The 19,964-nt window shown below is 39.5% G+C and carries 4 protein-coding genes; 1 reads left to right on the top strand and 3 read right to left on the bottom strand.

The window, feature by feature from the left end:
* Window positions 1-174: 174 nt before the first annotated feature.
* The 3 genes from ACRHOC_RS08725 to ACRHOC_RS08715 form a co-directional block, all read right to left on the bottom strand.
* A complete protein-coding gene (locus ACRHOC_RS08725) occupies window positions 175-6,066 on the bottom strand; it encodes a choice-of-anchor D domain-containing protein (RefSeq protein ID WP_431158221.1) in 5,892 nt (1,963 codons plus the stop codon).
* Window positions 6,067-6,255: 189 nt separating this feature from the next.
* Window positions 6,256-12,987, bottom strand: coding sequence for a choice-of-anchor D domain-containing protein (locus ACRHOC_RS08720; RefSeq protein ID WP_431158220.1), 6,732 nt, complete (start codon window positions 12,985-12,987; stop codon window positions 6,256-6,258).
* Window positions 12,988-13,237: 250 nt separating this feature from the next.
* Window positions 13,238-13,645 carry a DUF2452 domain-containing protein gene (locus ACRHOC_RS08715; RefSeq protein WP_431158219.1) on the bottom strand — a complete coding sequence of 136 codons (408 nt, stop codon included), beginning with the start codon at window positions 13,643-13,645 and terminating at the stop codon, window positions 13,238-13,240.
* Between the two features lie 249 nt (window positions 13,646-13,894).
* Between ACRHOC_RS08715 and ACRHOC_RS08710 the strand changes: the two genes are divergently transcribed.
* Complete coding sequence (locus tag ACRHOC_RS08710) at window positions 13,895-19,960, top strand: PKD domain-containing protein (RefSeq protein WP_431158218.1); 6,066 nt, start codon at window positions 13,895-13,897, stop codon at window positions 19,958-19,960.
* Window positions 19,961-19,964 lie beyond the last annotated feature (4 nt).

The following is a 19,964-nucleotide window of genomic DNA, read 5'->3' as shown; positions in this document are numbered from 1 at the left end:
TCAGATTTTTAACGCGTCAAAATCATAATCTACAGTTGTCTATAAAGTGTATGATTTATTCGACGAAAAGTATCATTTAAAAAAAATTAATTTTATTCATATTCATTTTCATTTTAAAAAACCCTGCCTGTAAAGACAGGGTTTTTTTGAGGTTAAGTTTAAGATTTGGGTAAATTATTTTACCAGAACTTTTTTAGTTGATACCGAACCGCTAGCGGTATATAACCTAACTATGTAAGTTCCGGTGCTCAAATTTTCAACCTCGTATTCGGAGTAACCGCTCTCCGAAATTTCTTCTATTTTATATACTGATTGACCTAGTATATTGAAGAGCTCAATAGAGCGTACCTCAATTTGGTTAGGGTTAATCAGTACAATTCTTTCTTTATCATTAGAGTAAAGCACGTCAAGCGTTTCTTGGTCTTGATCGTCTACACCCAATAAGTTGTTCATTCCAAATGTGATTTCAAATCGCTCTTGGTATTCACCTGCATTAAGGAAAATAGAGTAATCACTTTCTCTAAGATCATGATACAGTCCTAAAATTTTATCGTGCAGATAAATGTTTATATCATCTGAGACATTTTCTAATTTGTCAATAGTAAAGGTGTTGGTTCCGTCCGTATCTGTTTTGACACCGATAGGGTAGACGCTATCTTCTTCTGTCTCACTATTGGCCTGAATCATATAGGCCTCATTATTGATAATCCAATACATATCATCCATCTGTACTTCATTCAGCATGGCATCATAAGCCCAATCTACACCTTCAGTTGTGTTCTCATCAATAGTTAATAACAGTTGTCTATGTATGGTGTTTACAGAATTAAATCCAAATCGGAATTTCATTCTACTATCATGTATCGAGTTATAGTTAAATAAGTATTGAGGTGTACCATTTCGAACAAATACCGAAGATCCACTGCCTTCTTTTTCAAAGACACGTTGTCCGTTGTTAAAGTTGATTGTACCTGAGTTTTCACCCGTTACAAAGAAACCTTGACCAACAGGGATATAGCGTCCAGGTAGTTTGGTTGGTGTTCCACCAGTACCAACATCAGGATCGTTAGTTCCGTAGGATGCCGCACCTACAGCACCTGAGAAATTATAAGTAGCATAGCCACCTTGATATTCTTGTAGAATATGAGATCCGCCTCCCCAATGTTCCCAGAAATAGAGCGTACCACTAAGTAATGGTGTTGGATCTGATGCCGGATCGTAATCCAACTCAGGGCCATTATCCATAATAAACTGATGCGCATCAATTGCAGAGGCATATGGATTACCAACAAGATAATCGTAACCACCAGTAATGGTAAGGTTAATATCACCGTTATTAGGTTTCCCTAAGTATACGTAGTTCTGTTCTGTCAAGATACTGCCTGTTCCCGGGCCTTTCATAGTAAAGCCTTCACCAGCGTAAATAGTACCGGTACTTCTTACATGTTGCCAAGATGAATAATTACCACTTGGCTGGTTTGCATATTTCCATATCCAGTAATCAGCGATAGTTACTGGGTTTGTTGCTGATCCATTATAACCAGAAGAGGTAAAATTTACCGAATTAGTGCCATCATAGAAGATATCTTCTAAGGCGTAACTGTAGTCGTTGGTTGCGATATCCGTATCACCAACTGGAGCAGACCAGTAGTTATAGGTAAAAGTATCTGCAGTTCCCTGCTGATCACGCTCTAATTCTCCATTTACTGCAACATCTAGGTCACTGTTGAGTTCTTGTATCAATTGCGATTCGCCCTCAAGGTCTATTTTACCAGTTAAGCTGAGGTAATGTGACACATTGATAGCGTTACCTGTATCGGTACTGTTATCACCATCAATCGTAAGCTCATTCGCTTCAACATAAAGCCCAAGTACAGTTCTCACATCATTATTTCCTGCCGGTAGGGACGTGTTGTCCATAGTAATATCGTGTGATGTTCTTACTACATTCCAATCCACAGTGATATTAGGATCTACAATTGATGCTGTTCCTGGCATATACTGTACATCACCATCTGTCCATGTAGTATCAGTATCCCAATCACCATTCTGGGTCGTCGTATAAGGTAGAGGTGCCGTTTGTCTATCAACTGTATCTAAGTTTCGCAGTGCGCCATGATTGTCGTTACCAGACATATCATCCGTATTGGTATAGGTATAAATACTCATTGGATAATAGCCTGCCAAATCAGACCAAGGAATAGCATTGGCATCGTTTCTTGTAATGGTTGTTGGTAATTCATCACCCATTACTTGGCCACCATTATCGGATATTTCCTGATTCATCACAAAGTGCAGTTCATCAACTGAAAGGGCAGTATTCCAAACACGTACTTCATCAATATTTCCTCTAAAGAATTGTGTTGGTGTGTTCTTACCAGCCGCAGCGATATAGAAGTTCTCATCGGTTGCAACAGGCGCTGTAAGGTTAGCCGAATTGTCCTCAACACCATCGATATATAATTTTGCTGTTGCCCCATCATAGATCGCAGCAACTTCGTGCCACTCATCATCAGGAATGGCTGTATTAGAAATCAGACTCTGGTCTGAACCGTTCTTCCAAATGATTTCAATAGTATTATCGTTTAAGATTCTTAGGTCATAACCTTCCGTAAAGGACGCATCACGCTTAGAAACAATAGAAGCTGTACCAGTATCCGCAGCATCACGCTTAATCCAAGCTGAGATTGTAAATTCAGCTGGGTTAAGATCTAATCGATCATCAACGTCAACAAAATCTACAGATCCATCAAAATAGATAGAACGTTCCTCAATAACCTGCGGTGCATAACCGAATGTAATGTATTTGGTACCGTCAAAATCATAAGTGGTTTCAAGATTACCACTACCATCAGAAGTCATAATGCGGTAGTCTGCTGTGGGGTCAAACACACCAGTGTCAGAAATAAACATTAAGTAGTTTCCAGGAGGCGATATATTTCTTATTGCATTTTGAGGTATAGAAATCTTAACATCTGGAATGTCACCACCATTCTCTACAACTTTCCATACACGTTGCATACCTGTAAAGCTTACCTGTGTGGTAATACCACCAATACCCGAACTCATATCAACTTGTATGTCTGAAGAGGCTAAATCTAAGTCTATACCATTATTTCCCCATACTAAGAATTCTTTGTCGTTAAAGCTTGTCGCGTTAGAGACTTGGTTATCATAGTTGGTGTCATAAATATCAGTAAGCCCAATAGTTAATATACCTTCAATTAAGCCTGTGCCGTCTGTGGCGTCATTAACACTGCTTGATTGTTTTTGGTTTAATTCTGAAGCATCGTCTCTACCAATACCAGCAATATCATGATTGTATCCAACATTTGCAGACTGATCCCAGATTACGGTACCATCACTATCAACATAGTCTTTTGTAGTTCCATTACTATCTGGTGCAAGTGTGATACCATATTTTACCGCTAGGTAAGATTGAATTCTATTTCTATTACTAGTGTCATTGGTATCGTCATTTGTGGCATTATAAGTAATCACCTCAGCAATACGACCATTGAAACTGCCACTCCAATATTGACTTCGTCCTAAGAAATATCTTGTATTGGTAATGGTTGAAAAATCTGCGGCATCATTTTCTAAATCATCTGTTTGATTAGCGTTTAGATACAACTCCATTCCTGTGTTACCACTGTTATGACGTATATTGATTATACTTATTTGGTTGTAATCTGATGAAGCACTTGTATCGGCTAATCCATATCCTGGATAAGGGGACGAGGAACTTGTTGAACCAATACAATAGGCAAAATATTCACCAGACAATCGCGCTGAGTAGGCACCATAACCAAATCCTGTGACGTCTTCAGAATAGTAATTTCCAGTATCGTCTCGTCCTGTAAAGGTATCTAAAGGGATAATTCCTGTAGAAACGCTAACATCTGGAATTAATACAACAAACATATCGTTACTATTAAAGCCACCAGTACCTTCAAGAACATCTCTATCTGATAATAAATAGGTCATGTCACCACTCGATGTATTGTTGTTATTGTCAAATTCAATGACTGGATTGAAATTAAAATTATCTGTAGTGTTGTTTCTGTAGATTGGTGCTCTTGCAGAATCGGTAGTTTCAGCATGGTTTCCTTTTCCATTATCCGTCCATTCATTTACACTCGTCCCATTAGCTACAACAGTAGATCCATCAACTTGATCTGCTTTTAACCAGAGATCTAAATTTGAAGCTATTCCACCCGGACCTTCGGTAGGCGAACAATAGGATACACCAGTTATTGTAATATTATCTATATAAACCAAGTCACTGGTATCTGAGCCATCGCTGCGCACTCTAAATTGTGAATTTGAACCAGAGGGAAAGGCGTAGTCTGAGTCTAAGAGCGTACCTGTTCTGACATAAAAATATATGGAATCACCACTTTCATAATCACCATTCTTATCTGCAATATCTCCTGCAATAAAATCCCTAACTACGGTCCAACTTGTTCCGGCATCATCACTAAATTCTAGGTAGAAATTATCACTGTTTTCACAGTTATAAGCTGTAAAGAAGAATTTGAAATCTACTTTGTCGTAACTACTTAAATCAAATAATGGCGATAAAAAGGATGAGGTATTCCCAACGGCATCCGCATTACGGATTTCTAAACTGTAGTTATTGGAGTAGGAGCGTGCCGCGTTATTAACACGTTCAGCATCTGCACCACCATCGGTCCAACCATCCAGGCCAGACTCAAAGTCTGCGGTATGTACTACAGTACTTCCACAAGGTGGTGGTACATAGCCTGTTCCTTGTATATCAAAATTATATGGGTTTTCATCAGAGTCGTCATTGGCAATTGATAGGGTTGCAGTTCGTAGTCCTAATGCACTAGGATCAAATGTAATAGCGAAGGTTGTGGAGCTGGATGCCGAAATTGAATTTGACGGGATTGTAGTTACAGTAAAGTCTGCGGCATGAGTTCCGCTGACAGTAACATAAGGGGAAGACCCTGTTAAATTGAGTGTAAGCGTACCTGTGTTTTCTATAGTGAAAATATTTACATTAGTTCCTCCTGCAATATCAACATTACCAAAATCGGTATCGTCAAGAACATTTGGAGTAGTATCACCATCGGCAATTGAAGTAGAATTCCCTTGAACATCCATTTCTGGAGCTGGTGTGTAACCAGTCCCTTGGATATCAAAATTATATGGGTTCTCATCACTATCGTCATTAGCAATTGAAACCGATGCGGTCCGTAGTCCATCAGCACTAGGGTCGAAGGTAATTGTAAAAGTCGTACTTCCACTAGCTGATATTGGGGTAGATGGATTTGCCGTTAATGTAAAATCACTGGCATTTGTACCTGTAATACTTACATAAGGTGAGCTATCTGTTAATGCGAGACTCGCTGTTCCTGTATTTTCTATGGTAAACGTGTGGGCGTCAGTTCCGCCTGTTGTTAGTACTGATCCAAAATCGGTGTCATCGGATACATCTGGTGTAGTGTCACCATCCGTTATAGTTGTAGCATTTCCTAATAAGTTTATTTCTGCTACAGGTGTTGGTGATTCAATAAGAACATCATCAAAATAATTTCTTTCACCATTTCCATTAGCTGTTCCAGTAAATCTAAATCTTGAATTAGATGCAAATGTATATGTTCCACTATCTAGCGATTCTAAAAAACTATTGGAAGATCCAGTGCCATCATTATTGAAGTCTCCTGGTTTTGTATAAGACCTTACAAGCACCCAAGATGAGCCATCATAAAATTCCAGGTCAAATCCTTCTCCACTGTCAATACCAGTAGATTTATGACAAAATGAAATTTCTATATCCGTGTAGGATGTTAGATCATAGGTAGGGGAAGTCATGTAATTGTTAGAAGTATCGTCGTCCTTAGAGTAAATTGCCCAAGAACCACCACATTCATAGCCAGTGGAACTTTCTATACCAGCATCACTACCACCATCGGTCCAACCATCAAGGCCAGATTCAAAATCGTGGGACGCAATAGTTTGTGTATATGACAGACTCACAAAATGGAGTAAGCATAATAAAATAGGCCACCTCTTCGCTGTTGGGGCAGAAGCAATCATAAGCGGTTAATTTAGATTTGGGACTAAATTTTGCTTATAAGGGACTCCTAAATAAAGGCATCGATCTATTAAATGCAAAAAAAATCGATGAAATGCACAATTTAATTTTTCGTCATTGTGTTGTTTTCATAAAAAAAACCCTACCTAATGGTAGAGTTTTCCTGAGGTTAAGCTTAAGATTTGGGTAAATTATTTTACCAGAACTTTTTTAGTTGATACCGAACCGCTTACAGTATATAACTTAATAATATAAGTTCCAGTACTTAAATTTTCAACCTCGTATTCAGAGTAACCGCTCTCCGAAATTTCTTCTATTTTGTATACTGACTGACCTAGTATATTGAACAGCTCAATGGAGCGCACATCAATTAGGTTAGGGTTAATCAGAACAATTTTTTCTATGTCATTTGAGTAAAGCACGTCAAGCGTTTCTTGGTCTTGATCGTCTACATCCAATAAGTTGTTCATTCCAAATGTGATTTCAAATCGTTCTTGGTATTCTCCTGCATTAAGGAAAATAGAGTAATCACTTTCTCTTAGATCATGATACAGTCCTAATATTTTATCATGTAGATATATATTTACATCATTAGGAACATTTTCCAATTGATCAATTGTAATAGTGTTGGTTCCGTCTGTATCCGTTTTTACACCAATTGGGTAGACACTATCTTCTTCTGCATCACTATTGGCCTGAATCATATAGGCCTCGTCATTAATAATCCAGTACATATCATCCATCTGCTCTTCATTAAGTAAAGCATCATAAGCCCAATCTACACCTTCAGTCGTGTTCTCATCAATAGTTAATAACAGTTGTCTATGTATAGTGTTTACAGAATTAAATCCAAATCGGAATTTCATTCTATCGTCTGTATCTGTGTTGATATTTGCGCTTTTACCACCTACTGTATTTCGAACAAATACTGAAGATCCACTGCCTTCTTTTTCAAAGACACGTTGTCCGTTGTTAAAGTTGATTGTACCTGAGTTTTCACCCGTTACAAAGAAACCTTGACCAACAGGGATATAGCGTCCAGGTAGTTTGGTTGGAGTTCCGCCAGTACCAACATCAGGGTCATTAGTTCCATATGAAGCCGCCCCTACAGCACCAGAAAAATTATAAGTAGCGTAACCACCTTGGTATTCCTGAAGAATATGAGATCCGCCTCCCCAATGTTCCCAGAAATATAGCGTACCACTTAGCAATGGTGTTGCATCTACTGCTGGGTCATAATCCAACTCTGGACCATTGTCTAATATAAACTGATGTGCATCAATCGCTGAGGCATACGGATTACCAACGAGATAGTTATTACCTCCAGTAATAGTAAGGTTAATATCACCATTATTTGGTTTTCCTAAGTATACATAGTTCTGCTCAGTTAAAATACCACCTGTTCCAGGGCCTTTCATAGTAAAGCCTTCACCTGCATTAAGAGTTCCTGTGCTTCTTACATGTTGCCAAGCAGAATAGTCGCCACTTGGTTGGTTCACAAATTTCCAAATCCAATAGTCTGCAATGGTTACTGGGCTAGAAGCAGCACCATTTAAGCCGGTATTACTAAAGTTTACCGCATTGGTACCATCATAGAAGATATCCTCTAAAGCGTAACTATAATTGTTTGTCGCCGTGTCTGTATCACCAACTGGTGCCGACCAATAGTTATAGGTAAAGGTATCTGCAGTTCCCTGCTGATCACGTTCTAATTCTCCGTTTACTGCGACGTCTAGGTCACTGTTAAGTTCTTGGATCAATTGTGACTCGCCCTCAAGGTCTATTTTACCTGTTAAGCTGAGGTAATGTGACACGTTGATAGCATTACCTGTATCAGTACTGTTATCACCATCAATCGTAAGTTCATTTGCATCAACATATAACCCAAGTACAGTTCTAACATCATTGTTTCCTGCTGGAAGGGACGTGTTGTCCATAGTAATATCGTGCGATGTTCTTACTACATTCCAATCCACAGTGATAGTAGCATCTACGATCGATGCTGTTCCTGGCATATACTGTACATCACCATTTGTCCAAGTAGTATCGGTATCCCAGTCACCATTCTGAGTGGTTGTATATGGCAGTGGTGCTGTTTGTCTATCTACCGTATCCAAGTTACGTAACGCACCTTGATTACTATTTCCTGATAAGTCATCTGTGTTGGTGTACGTGTAAATACTCATTGGATAATAGCCTGCCAAATCAGACCAAGGAATAGCGTTGGCTTCGTTTCTTGTAATGGTTGTTGGTAATTCATCACCCATTACCTGACCACCATTATCTGATATTTCCTGGTTCATTACATAATGAAGCTCATCTACTGATAGAGCTGTATTCCAAACTCGTACTTCGTCGATATTTCCTCTAAAGAATTGTGTTGGTGTGTTCTTACCAGCAGCTGCAATGTAGAAGTTCTCATCGGTTGCAACAGGCGCTGTAAGGTTAGCCGAATTGTCCTCAACACCATCGATATATAATTTTGCTGTTGAACCATCATAAATTACTGCAACTTCATGCCACTCATCATCAGGAATAGCAGTATTTGAAATCAGACTTTGGTCCGACCCATTCTTCCAAATGATTTCAATGGTATTATCGTTTAAGATTCTAAGGTCGTAACCTTCTGTAAAGGAAGCATCACGCTTAGAAACAATAGAAGCTGTACCTGTATCAGCAGCATCACGCTTAATCCAAGCAGAAATTGTAAATTCAGCTGGGTTAAGATCTAATCGATCATCAACATCGATATAATCTACCGATCCATCAAAGTAAACGGAACGTTCGGCCACAATTTGAGGTGCATAACCGAAGGTTACAAACTTTGTACCATCAAAATCGTAAGTGGTTTCAAGATTACCACTACCATCAGAGGTCATTACACGGTAGTCTGCTGTAGGATCAAATACACCAGTATCTGAAATAAACATATAGTAACTTCCCGGAGGAGTAATGTTACGGATCGCATTTTCTGGAATCGATATTTTTACTTCTGGAACATCACCGCCACTTTCTTGGAATTTCCAAGTACGTTGCATCGCTGTAAACGTTACGTTTGTTGTTAAGGCAGGAGTTACACCAGCACTCATATTTACTGTAATAGTAGATGCTGCTAGGTCTAAGTCTGTACCATCATTACCCCAAATTAAAAACTCTTTATCGTTAAGGGTTGTGGCATTAAGATCTTTGTTTTCTTTATTGGTATCGTAAATATCGGTAAGGCCAACAGTTAATACACCTTCAATTAATCCTGTACCATCTGTAGCGTCATTAACACTACTTGATTGTTTTTGATTTAATCTTGAGGCATCATCTCTACCGATACCTGCAATATCATAGTTGTATGTTGCACTATCTGCAGATTGGTCCCAAATTACCGTACCATCACTATTTACATAGTCTTGAGCCGTACCATTAGTACCTAAGGTGATACCGTATTTTATGGCAAGGTAGGATTGAATTCTGTTTCTAGCTTGTGTAGCATCGGCATCATTTTGAGTAGACGAGTAAGTTATAACTTCCGCAATTTTACCATCAAAACTTCCATTCCAATATTGGCTACGTCCTAACCAATATTTTGTGTTAGTTACTATTGAAAAATCAGCAGCATCACTAGTCACATCACCTATGGCTGCACCGTTGAGGTAGAGCTCCATATCATTTACGGCACTATTATGTCTAATGTTAATAATTCCAATTTGGTTATAGTCTACCGTGTTAGATGTAGATCCTCTACCGTAACCTGTAATTGGTGGTCCTGACTGTGATGTACCTAAACAGTACCCAAAATATTCGTTTGTGAAACGTTGACTATAAGCACCATAACCAAAACCAGTTACATCCTCAGCCTGAATATCATTAACTGTAGGATCTGAACTTGTAAAGGTATCTAACGGAATCATGGATGTAGTAATCGTAGGGTCTGGCATAATCACTACGAACATATCCGCACTATTAAAACCACCTGTACCAGTAAGCTCATCTCTACTGCCATCACTGATAATGTATGTCATATCAGAATTAGCTGTGTTGTTATTATTTTCAAATTCAATTACTGGATTGAAATTGAAGTTGTTTGTGGCATTGTCTCTATACACAGGCTCTAAACCGGTTACCATAACCTCTGCATGATTACCCTTACCGTTATCGAACCAATCGGCTACCAAAGCACCATCTGAATCTTCATCAACGCCGTCTATCATATCTGCTCTTAACCATAAATCTAAATCAGAGGTAACTCCTCCTGGTCCTTCGGTAGGCGAACAATAACTGGTTCCTGTAATAGTAATGTTATCTATATAAACTTCATCGTCATCTTCACTTGCATTACATCGTATTCTAAATCGTGATGTTGTTGATGAGGGGAAGGTATAGTCTGTACTATTTAAAGTGACAATCTTACCGTAAAATATTGTCGTGGAAGTCGATTCAAAATCTGCAGTTTTATCTGCAACAGCGCCACCTTCAAAGATTTGAACTGTAGTCCATGTACTTCCATTATCATCACTATATTCTATTATTAATTCTTCTGTGTCCTCCACGCTGTTAGGTGAAAAGAAGAACTTAAAATCTACCTTATCATAACTCGATAAATCAAAGGCCTGAGAATCAAATGAGGTTGTTGATCCTGCTACATCATCATCTCTTACACGCAAACTCCAGCTTCCTTCGTAAGACCACGTCGCACTGTTTTCTCTTGAGGCATCTACACCTCCAGAGGTCCAACCGTCTAAGCCAGACTCAAAAGTCGCTGTATGTACTATAGTCGAGCCACATGGTGGTGGTACGTAACCAGTACCTTGTATATCGAATGTATAAGGATTCTCATCGGTATCATCACTTGCAATCGATACAGTGGCAGTACGAAGCCCTAGAGCACTTGGGTCGAAAGTGATACTAAATGTTGTACTAGCACCTGCTGCAATACTATTCGCCGGAATAGTAGCAATTGTAAAGTCAGCAGCATTCGCACCTCCGATAGTTACATATGGTGAAGCACCTAATAGGTTTAGATTTAATGAAGAACCTTCATTCTGAATTGTAAATGTATTTGTGTCAGTACCACCAGCAATATCAACATTACCAAAATCGGTGTTATCTGTTGTCGTTGGTGTGGTATCACCATCTACAATATCAGTACCGCTACCTTGTATGTTAATTTCCGGTAGGGTTGTCGTACCATTACCTTGAATATCAAAAGTATATGGGTTTTCATCAGCATCATCATTTGCGATGGATACCGACGCTGTTCTTATTCCTAATCCACTTGGGTTAAATGTAATTGTAAATGTTGTACTACCACTTGCTGCGATTGGTGTAGAAGGGTTAGCCGTTAAGGTAAAGTCTCCAGCATTCGCACCTGTAATACTGATGTATGGAGATGGATCTGTTAAACTTAAATCTGTTGTTCCGGTATTCTCAATTGTAAATGTATTGGCGTTTGTACCAACCGTAAAATCAACATCTCCGAAGTCTGTATCATCAGAAACGTCTGGTGTGGTATCGCCATCTGCAATAGAGGTGGCGTTACCGAGTACATCGATTTCTGGACCTGAAGCAGATATAATTGTTACTGTATAATCCTCAACTTCTCCATAATTGTGAGTTCCACATGGACCAGTTACCGCGTTAGCATCATCCATAATGACACGCATACGCGTAGAACCTAAAGATGCTGTTCCTGGAATAGTAATGTTTCCTGTTTGCGGAGAGACAGAATCTGGACCAGCCGTAAAAACAAGTTCACCAGCATCCTCAAAATCATAATCTTGGTTAAAATCAATATATACTGCGAACCCTTCTGTGTAAACCGTTCCTGTCCATACAGGTGTAATTGAAATCGGATAGGTACTTCCTTGAGTCAAGGTAGTTGATTGTGCTGTAAAATCTGTATAACCGGTAGTTGGTGTACCTTGACCAGAGGTATTGTTAATTGTATTTAAAGTAACATTACCAATGTATTCAAAACTATCGTTGTTTCCATTTGCTGCACAATAACTCGGTACTGTACCAGTTCCTTGAATACTAAAATTGTATGGGTTTTCATCAGTATCATCATTAGCAATAGATACTGTTGCTGTTCTTAAGCCATCAGCACTAGGATCGAAAGTGATGGTAAATGTGGTACTACCACTCGAAGCTATTGGGGTTGTTGGGTTGGCCGTTAAGGTAAAGTCGGCAGCATGTGTACCTGTAATACTAACGTAAGGAGAACCACCAGTTAAAGATAAATCTGTGGTTCCATTATTGTTTATTGTAAACGTATGTGCGTCTGTTCCACCAGCTGTTAGGACATCACCAAAGTCTGTATCATCTGTAGTTGCAGGTGTGGTATCACCATCGGTAATTGAATTACCATTTCCTGTGATATCAATTTCAGGTCCAGAAGGTGCTGTAGCTGTAATCAGTATGTCGTCTATGAAAAACCTGTCATTATTAGCATTACCACTACCTCTTATTCTAAATCGCGCATTAGCCGTATACTCTGTCGTACCAGCATCTGTTATGGGAATGATTGTACTGTATATTGTGTTGTTACTATAAGTACCACCTACAGTGTATGTAGCAATGGTGGTATAAGTACCGCCACTATCCTCAGAGTATTCCACAAAAAAGTCATCACCGGTTTCACAATTGGTAAATTTAAAATCAAACGCTATACTTACGGAAGTATAAGAGGTTAAGTTTAAATCTGAAGTATAAGTAACTGCTCTTGTAGTTCCAGACCTATTCAGTCTTACAGAGTTGGTACCATTAACCTCTGAGCCTGTATCTAATGTACAGCGATCTCCACCGTCTTGCCATAGCGTAAACGGAAAAGTACCAGATTCGAAAGTTTCTGTAACATTCAATTGTGCGTAGGAACACACTGTTGCGAATAGCATAAGGGTAAAGGCCCTTATCCTTGGGGTAATAGTTTTCATAAGCGGTTAAATATTAGTTTGGGACTAAATATCTGGTGCAAACATAGGATACATATCCATCAAATGCAAAAAAAATCGATGAAATGCATTATTAAATTGTAACTACCTGATTAACAGTGTTAAAATTTATGATTGTAGGAGAGAAGTGTTAAATTTTAAGATAACAAAATACTGGACATGAGTCCTTTAGAAGAAAATAAAACAACGATTCTTAATAGAATTCAGAAGAAGGATATTAAATGTAAAAAGTCTACTCTTCTTTCTTATGCCATATACCATCGGCATCCAAATAGAAGCTACCAACATGATTAAAATTGCATTCCTCAGGAGAAATAATCGATAAGAAGGTGGAGTTATCAGTTCGTATATAAAGGTGGTAGTCATTACCAACAACAGGTTCAAAGTTAAAAGCGGCACTGTATACAAGGTTATTGTATTCGTACTGTTCCATCATTTTATCGTAAGCAGCCCTTAATTCGTTATACTTGGCCTGGATGTGCTTATTCACCTTATTAATATTCCTATTTTTCCAAGCTATCGAATCGGTATTGGTAATTACAGGTGCTACCAAATCAGTAGCATAAGGCTTTAGGTGGGCTTCGTAGCGTTCTTCTTCAGTATTATATACAACCTGATCTGGTTTCTTATTCTCTTTCATAGGCTATGCTAAAATTTTAGCAATGCAAAGTTAAGGAATACAAATCCAATGCTTAGACCCTTTAATATTTTATTAATAGACTTCAGTTGATGCCATTCCATTTACATATTACTACCCAAGGGCAGGTAGAATGCTATTCTATTTTTGTATAAATAATCAATTTCTTGTCGAAAAAATGATGGTCACTTGCCAATTTTATCAGATTTTAATTACATTGAAGCACTTTAAATAATTAGCTATTAAAGTTTTATGCTCAAACATAAATACAACCTACTTGTCCTATCCTTCATTTTAATCTTTGGATGTATCGGTGCTTTTAACCTGGCCTCGACTATTATTTCAGATGAAAAAATGAGGCTAAATTTTGGTGCTGAAGCCATTTTACCACCAGATGCAACCATTTCGGGAACAGCAACAGCATGTTTAGATGAAACCCCTTTACCACAAATTACATTTACAGGATCTGGCGGTGATGCACCTTATACTTTTGAGTATACCATTAATGGAGGTGCTGTCCAGACGATATCTACGGCAACCAATAACGATTCGGTGTCTATAGATGTACCCACTAATACGCTTGGCACCTTTGAATATGAAGTGATTTCAGTCACTGACGATAACAATGATACCGAAACGGTTTCTGAAACCGCAACGATAACCGTAGTAGCACCACCAACGGTAAGCTTTACCTTTAATAATGGTGGCTGTTCTGCAGACCCAGTAATGTTTACCTCTAATGTTTCAGGAAATGGACCTTTTACCTATAACTGGTCATTTGGTGATGGTAATACGTCAACCGATGAAAATCCAGAAAATATATACAATGCCTTTGGTTGTGGTTTTTCAAACTATACAGCAGAACTCGAAGTTACCGATGCTAATGGCTGTACAGCTACTTTTGATTCGCTTATCACTGTAGAGCAACGACCAAGTTTAAGCTTCGAAGATTTAGATGCCATATTTACGGATCCATTTGATAATTGTGGTAATAATACCGTAGATCCTTCATATACTATTAATGTTGGCAACACTTCGACGTCCACAGCCTGTATAACAGGATACGATGTGGATTGGGGAGATGGCACTTCGGAAACCAATGTGACATTTCCGATTACACATACCTATTCCGAATTAGGGTCTTTTAATATGGTCATCACAGGATATGGTGATACAGGTTGTAATGCCACCGAAACCATATTGGTACGTAATTCAAGTAATCCTGTTGGTGCAATTATAAGTCCTGGTAATACAGTCAATTTATGTTTACCTATAGATGAACTCGACTTTGCGATAGGGTCTTGGGGTGTGAATCCACCAGACACCACGTATTTTATCGATTATGGTGATGGCACTACAGCTCAATATACACAAGCCGAACTTATTGCAGCCACTGCCAATTATGATCCTAATAATCCAGAATTGGCAGATCCGTTTCCTATACCACATGAGTATACCGAATCCAACTGTCCGATACCAGCATACACGATTACGTTAGTTATTGCGACCTCATGTGGGCAGACCATTCTTACGGCTGGTCCTATTATTATATTAGGGCAACCTCAGGTGGATTTCGAATTTGAATCGCCAGGCTGTGTGAATACCCAAGTTCAATTTACCAATACGACTGAAGGAGGCTTTGGTCCTAATTGTACGACTATTGCCAATCATTCATGGGATTTTGGCGATGGTAACATCTCCAATCTCGAAAATCCAACACATACCTATACGGCACCTGGTACGTATACCGTGACCTTAATTGAAGAAAATTTCTGTGGTATTGCAGATCCTGTACAACGACAAATCTGTATTGAAGATGATTTGGTAGCTGATTTTGCGCTCAATTCTAATGATGGCTGTGCACCCTTTAATGTGGATGCCACAAACACCACAGACCTTACACAGTCTTGTGGTGGTGAAACGTATTTATGGCAGGTATTTTACACGCCAGGCAATTGTGGCACTACCGCATCATGGAGTTTTACCAATGGAACCGATGAAACCTCTGAGAACCCTTCATTCCTATTTAATAATGCAGGGACCTATCAGTTATTTATGACGGTGACGAATACTTGTGGAGATTATACAACCAACCAAACGATAGAGGTAAAGCAACCTCCTGTTTCAGGGTTAGATCCTATTTCAGATTTCTGTGGAACAGCATCCATTAACCCTGTAGCTAATGTCATTACTTGTGCGCCAGCAACAGAAACAGTAACCTATAGTTGGATGTTCCCAGGTGGTACACCAGCCACTTCAGATCAATTAGATCCAGGGACCATTACTTACGATACGGTTGGTGATTATATAGTAACCTTTGAGATTATAACAGCTTGTGGCTCATCTACAGTTTCAGAGACCTTTTCAGTAAATGATATTCCGTCTATTACAAATACGGACTTGGCCCAGACCATTTGTTCAAGTACGCAGACCAGTGCTATTAATCTCACTTCAGATTTTCCAGGTACGACTTTTACATGGACCTCCAATAACCCAGTCGGACTTACCGGTTTTATTCCGTCAGGAACAACGGATGTTATTCCGGCTCAGAATATTGTGAATACCACAGGAGCTGATGTCACTTTAATTTACACGGTAACGCCAGACCTTAATGGTTGTACAGGTACACCAGTAGATTTTGAAATTACGGTAGAACCAGCACCACTCATTATAGACCAGCCGATTTCTGATGAAGTCTGTCTTAATGGTACAACCAATGATTTAACGGTAACCTTCCAAGGTACAGGAACACCAGTATACCAATGGTATTCTAACACAGTTGATGATACTACAACTGGTACGGCGATTGCTGGTGAAACAGGTCCAACATACGCACCACCAACAGATACGGTAGGCACAACTTATTACTATGTAATCATTACTTTTTCAACAGGTGGATGTAACGAAATTATATCAAATACAGCCTCTATTACGGTAGCTGATGTAGCTCAGGTAACGACCCAGCCTATTCCAACACAATCGGTATGTAATGGAGGTACAGCAGAGGCTTTATCCATTGCTATTTCTGGAGGTATTGGCGCCGAATCCTATCAATGGTATAGCAATACGGTAAATGCTAATACAGGAGGCACCTTAATTCCTGGTGCAACAACACCAACCTATACACCGCCAGCGTACACGGCAACAGGCACCTATTACTACTATTTAGAAATTAGTTATGTGGCTAATGGTTGTACAGGTGTGGTCAGTGATGTTGCTGAGGTTTTTGTTGTTGATGATCCTATGATTACGGCAGAACCTATAGTCTCACAAACCCTTTGTGAAAACACAGCATCTCAAGATTTAGAAGTGCAGGTGAGTGGTGGTCTGGGAAATACAAGCTATCAATGGTACGTTAATACAGTAAACGCCAATACAGGAGGCACTCTAATTCCTGGCGCAACCAATCCTTTATATACGCCACCTACAAACACAGTCGGCACTTTATATTATTACTGTGTAGTCACTCAGGATGTTTCAGGATGTGAGGTGGTGAGTGCTACAGGAGAGGTGATAGTAAATCCGGGAGCACAATTTACGGCACAACCCATTTCAGATGAACTTTGTTTGGGTGATACCACAGCATCTTTAGTCGTGTCTTTTGCTAATGGTACAGGTACACCAACCTACCAATGGTATGAAAATACGGTTGATGATACCACAACAGGAACTCCAATTGTAGGCGCTACAACAAATACTTATGATCCACTGGTTAATGTAGTAGGCACAACCTATTACTATGTTATTCTAACCTTTAATTCAGGTGGCTGTTCTGAAATTATATCGCAAACGGCCGAAATTATTGTGAATCAAACACCGAGTATTGGTGATGGTACAGAATTAATATGTAGCGGTAATACCTTTAGTTTTGTGCCAGATACGGCAGGTGGTGATATTGCACCAGCCAATACAACTTATACTTGGACGACACCAGTCGTGGTGCCAGCAGGCGCCGTTACAGGTGCTACGGCTCAGACGACACCTTCTACAACGATCAGTCAGTTTTTAGAAAATGTAACTACAAATCCAGCAACGGTAACTTATACGATTACGCCAACGTCGGGTGATTGTGTCGGCGCCACTTTTGAAGTGGTTGTTACCGTGAATCCTTCAATTACGGTGACACAAACGGTGGCGAACAACTTATGTTTCGAATCTAATGATGCCTCCATACTGATTGATATTGTTGGTGGTATTCCTTTTGCAACAGGAACACCCTATATTATTTCTTGGACGGGTCCTAACGGTTTTACAAGTTCCGATGAAGATATTTTCAATCTTGAAGCTGGAACTTATACTTTAGACATTCAGGATAATGGTGGTTGTCCATATACCGAAACCTTTACCATTACGGAGCCTGATGAGCTGACTTTTAGTATGGTAGATTTCGATCCTGAGACCATTTCATGTTTTGGTGCTAATGATGGTGAGATAAATATTGATGTTGCTGGAGGTACGATGCCTTATGTTTACACTTGGACACTTGATGGTGCACCATTCTCTAGTGACGAGGATTTGGCAAATTTAGGACCAGGGACTTACGATATTTCCGTTACTGATGCTAATAATTGTGGACCAATCGCTTTAACCTTTGTGATTATTGAACCTACCGAGCTTCAGGCGACTTTAAATACGGTAACCAATATTATTTGTTTTGGTGATGATACAGGTGCCATAACGGTAGATGTAGTAGGAGGACGACCTGATTATACCTATGCTTGGGTAGGGCCTAATGGCTATACGAGCGCAGATCAAAATATTACGGCATTATTTGCCGGAACTTATACCTTAACCGTAACCGATACTTCAAATTGTACCGATACGATTGATGTTGAAGTGATTCAGAATGATCAGCTGGAGATTGATTTCACCGTCACAGAAATTGAATGTTATGGCGATAATGATGGCTCTATTACCATTAATAACATCTTAGGTGGTGTGCCTCCATATACGGTAGCCTGGAGTAATTTTGGCACCGGATTTAGCCAAACCAATTTATCGGCTGGTATTTACACGATAACCATTACCGATTCTGAGGATTGTGTACGTGAGTTTCCTATAGAGATTGAAGAAGCACCGATTTTCTTAATCGATCCTGTGGTGACTCAAATGTCTTGTGCTGGTGAAAATGATGCCAGTATCGTGCTTAATTTTCAAGGTGGCTTAGACCCTATAACTGTAGTGTGGGATGATGATGCTACGGCAGGTGTGGAGCGTAATAATTTGGTGCCGGGAACCTATTCGGTGACTATTACCGACGGCACACCATGTGTAATCCAAGAAACCTTTACCATTTTCGATATTCTGCCGTTACAATTATCTGCTGGTGTTACCGATGCTTTAGATTGTGAGGATACCAATAGTGGTGCAATTAACCTTCTTATAGAAGGCGGTACGCCACCATTTACCATTGCTTGGTCTAATGGTGCATCGACCGAAGATTTAGATGCTATTCCACCAGGAAATTATGTGGTTACAGTAACCGATACTAATGGTTGTGATATCACAGGCAGTTGGGATGTGAACCGTTTTGATCCTTTGGTGCTTGATGTGGTGACACAAACTGATGTGGACTGTGATATGCGAGAGGTAGAGCAATCCTTTATGGCCGTTGCTACAGGTGGTGTGCCACCATTTCAGTACAGCTGGTCTAGTGGTATTGTGAGTGGAGCGAATAATGAAATGATGACGACGGATGAAAATGGTCTGGTGATGCTCGAAGTCACCGATAGCCAAGGCTGTACAACCAATTATAGTTTAAATGTAGAGATTCCAGTATTGGGAGAGCCTGATTTTGAAGTGTCCTCTTTTGGATTCCTGAATTTTGGTGTGTATGCTATCCTCGACCCTATAGAGTTTACCAATACGGCAACTGGAGATTGGGAAAGTATCCTCTGGGATTTTGGTGACGGTAGTTTCTCTTCCGAAGAAAATCCAACGCATACCTACGTAGAAATTGGGAGTTATATCGTCACGCAACGTGTTACCTATCCATTTGGCTGTGTATACGAGCGTGTTATTACTTTAATTGTAGAAGAAGGCTACCGACTGGTAATGCCAGATGCCTTTACACCAAATGATGACGGTCTTAACGATCGCTTTGGTCCGGTTTATGTAGGTCTTAATACCCTTGAGCTCAATATTTTTGATACTTGGGGAAGTTTAATCTACTCGGAGTCTGGCGATGCCATCCAAGGTTGGGATGGTACCCTTAAGGATGAGATCGTAGAAAACGGTAATTACTATTACACGTTTACGGCAAAGACCTTCTACGGTAACGAGATTAAAAAACAAGGTGCCTTTGTGTTTATCAGATAGATCA

It is taken from the genome of Winogradskyella poriferorum, assembly GCF_050618035.1.
In the GTDB taxonomy this organism is placed as follows: domain Bacteria; phylum Bacteroidota; class Bacteroidia; order Flavobacteriales; family Flavobacteriaceae; genus Winogradskyella; species Winogradskyella poriferorum_A.
The sequence above is the reverse complement of the archived record's forward strand: the minus strand, read 5'-3'. Positions and strand labels throughout refer to the sequence as shown.

Bases quoted from the DNA above. Each gene is read 5' to 3' on its own strand.
- ACRHOC_RS08725 (WP_431158221.1), bottom strand. From the start codon at position 6,066: ATGATTGCTTCTGCCCCAACAGCGAAGAGGTGGCCTATTTTATTATGC.
- ACRHOC_RS08720 (WP_431158220.1), bottom strand. From the start codon at position 12,987: ATGAAAACTATTACCCCAAGGATAAGGGCCTTTACCCTTATGCTATTC.
- ACRHOC_RS08715 (WP_431158219.1), bottom strand. From the start codon at position 13,645: ATGAAAGAGAATAAGAAACCAGATCAGGTTGTATATAATACTGAAGAA.
- ACRHOC_RS08710 (WP_431158218.1), top strand. From the start codon at position 13,895: ATGCTCAAACATAAATACAACCTACTTGTCCTATCCTTCATTTTAATC.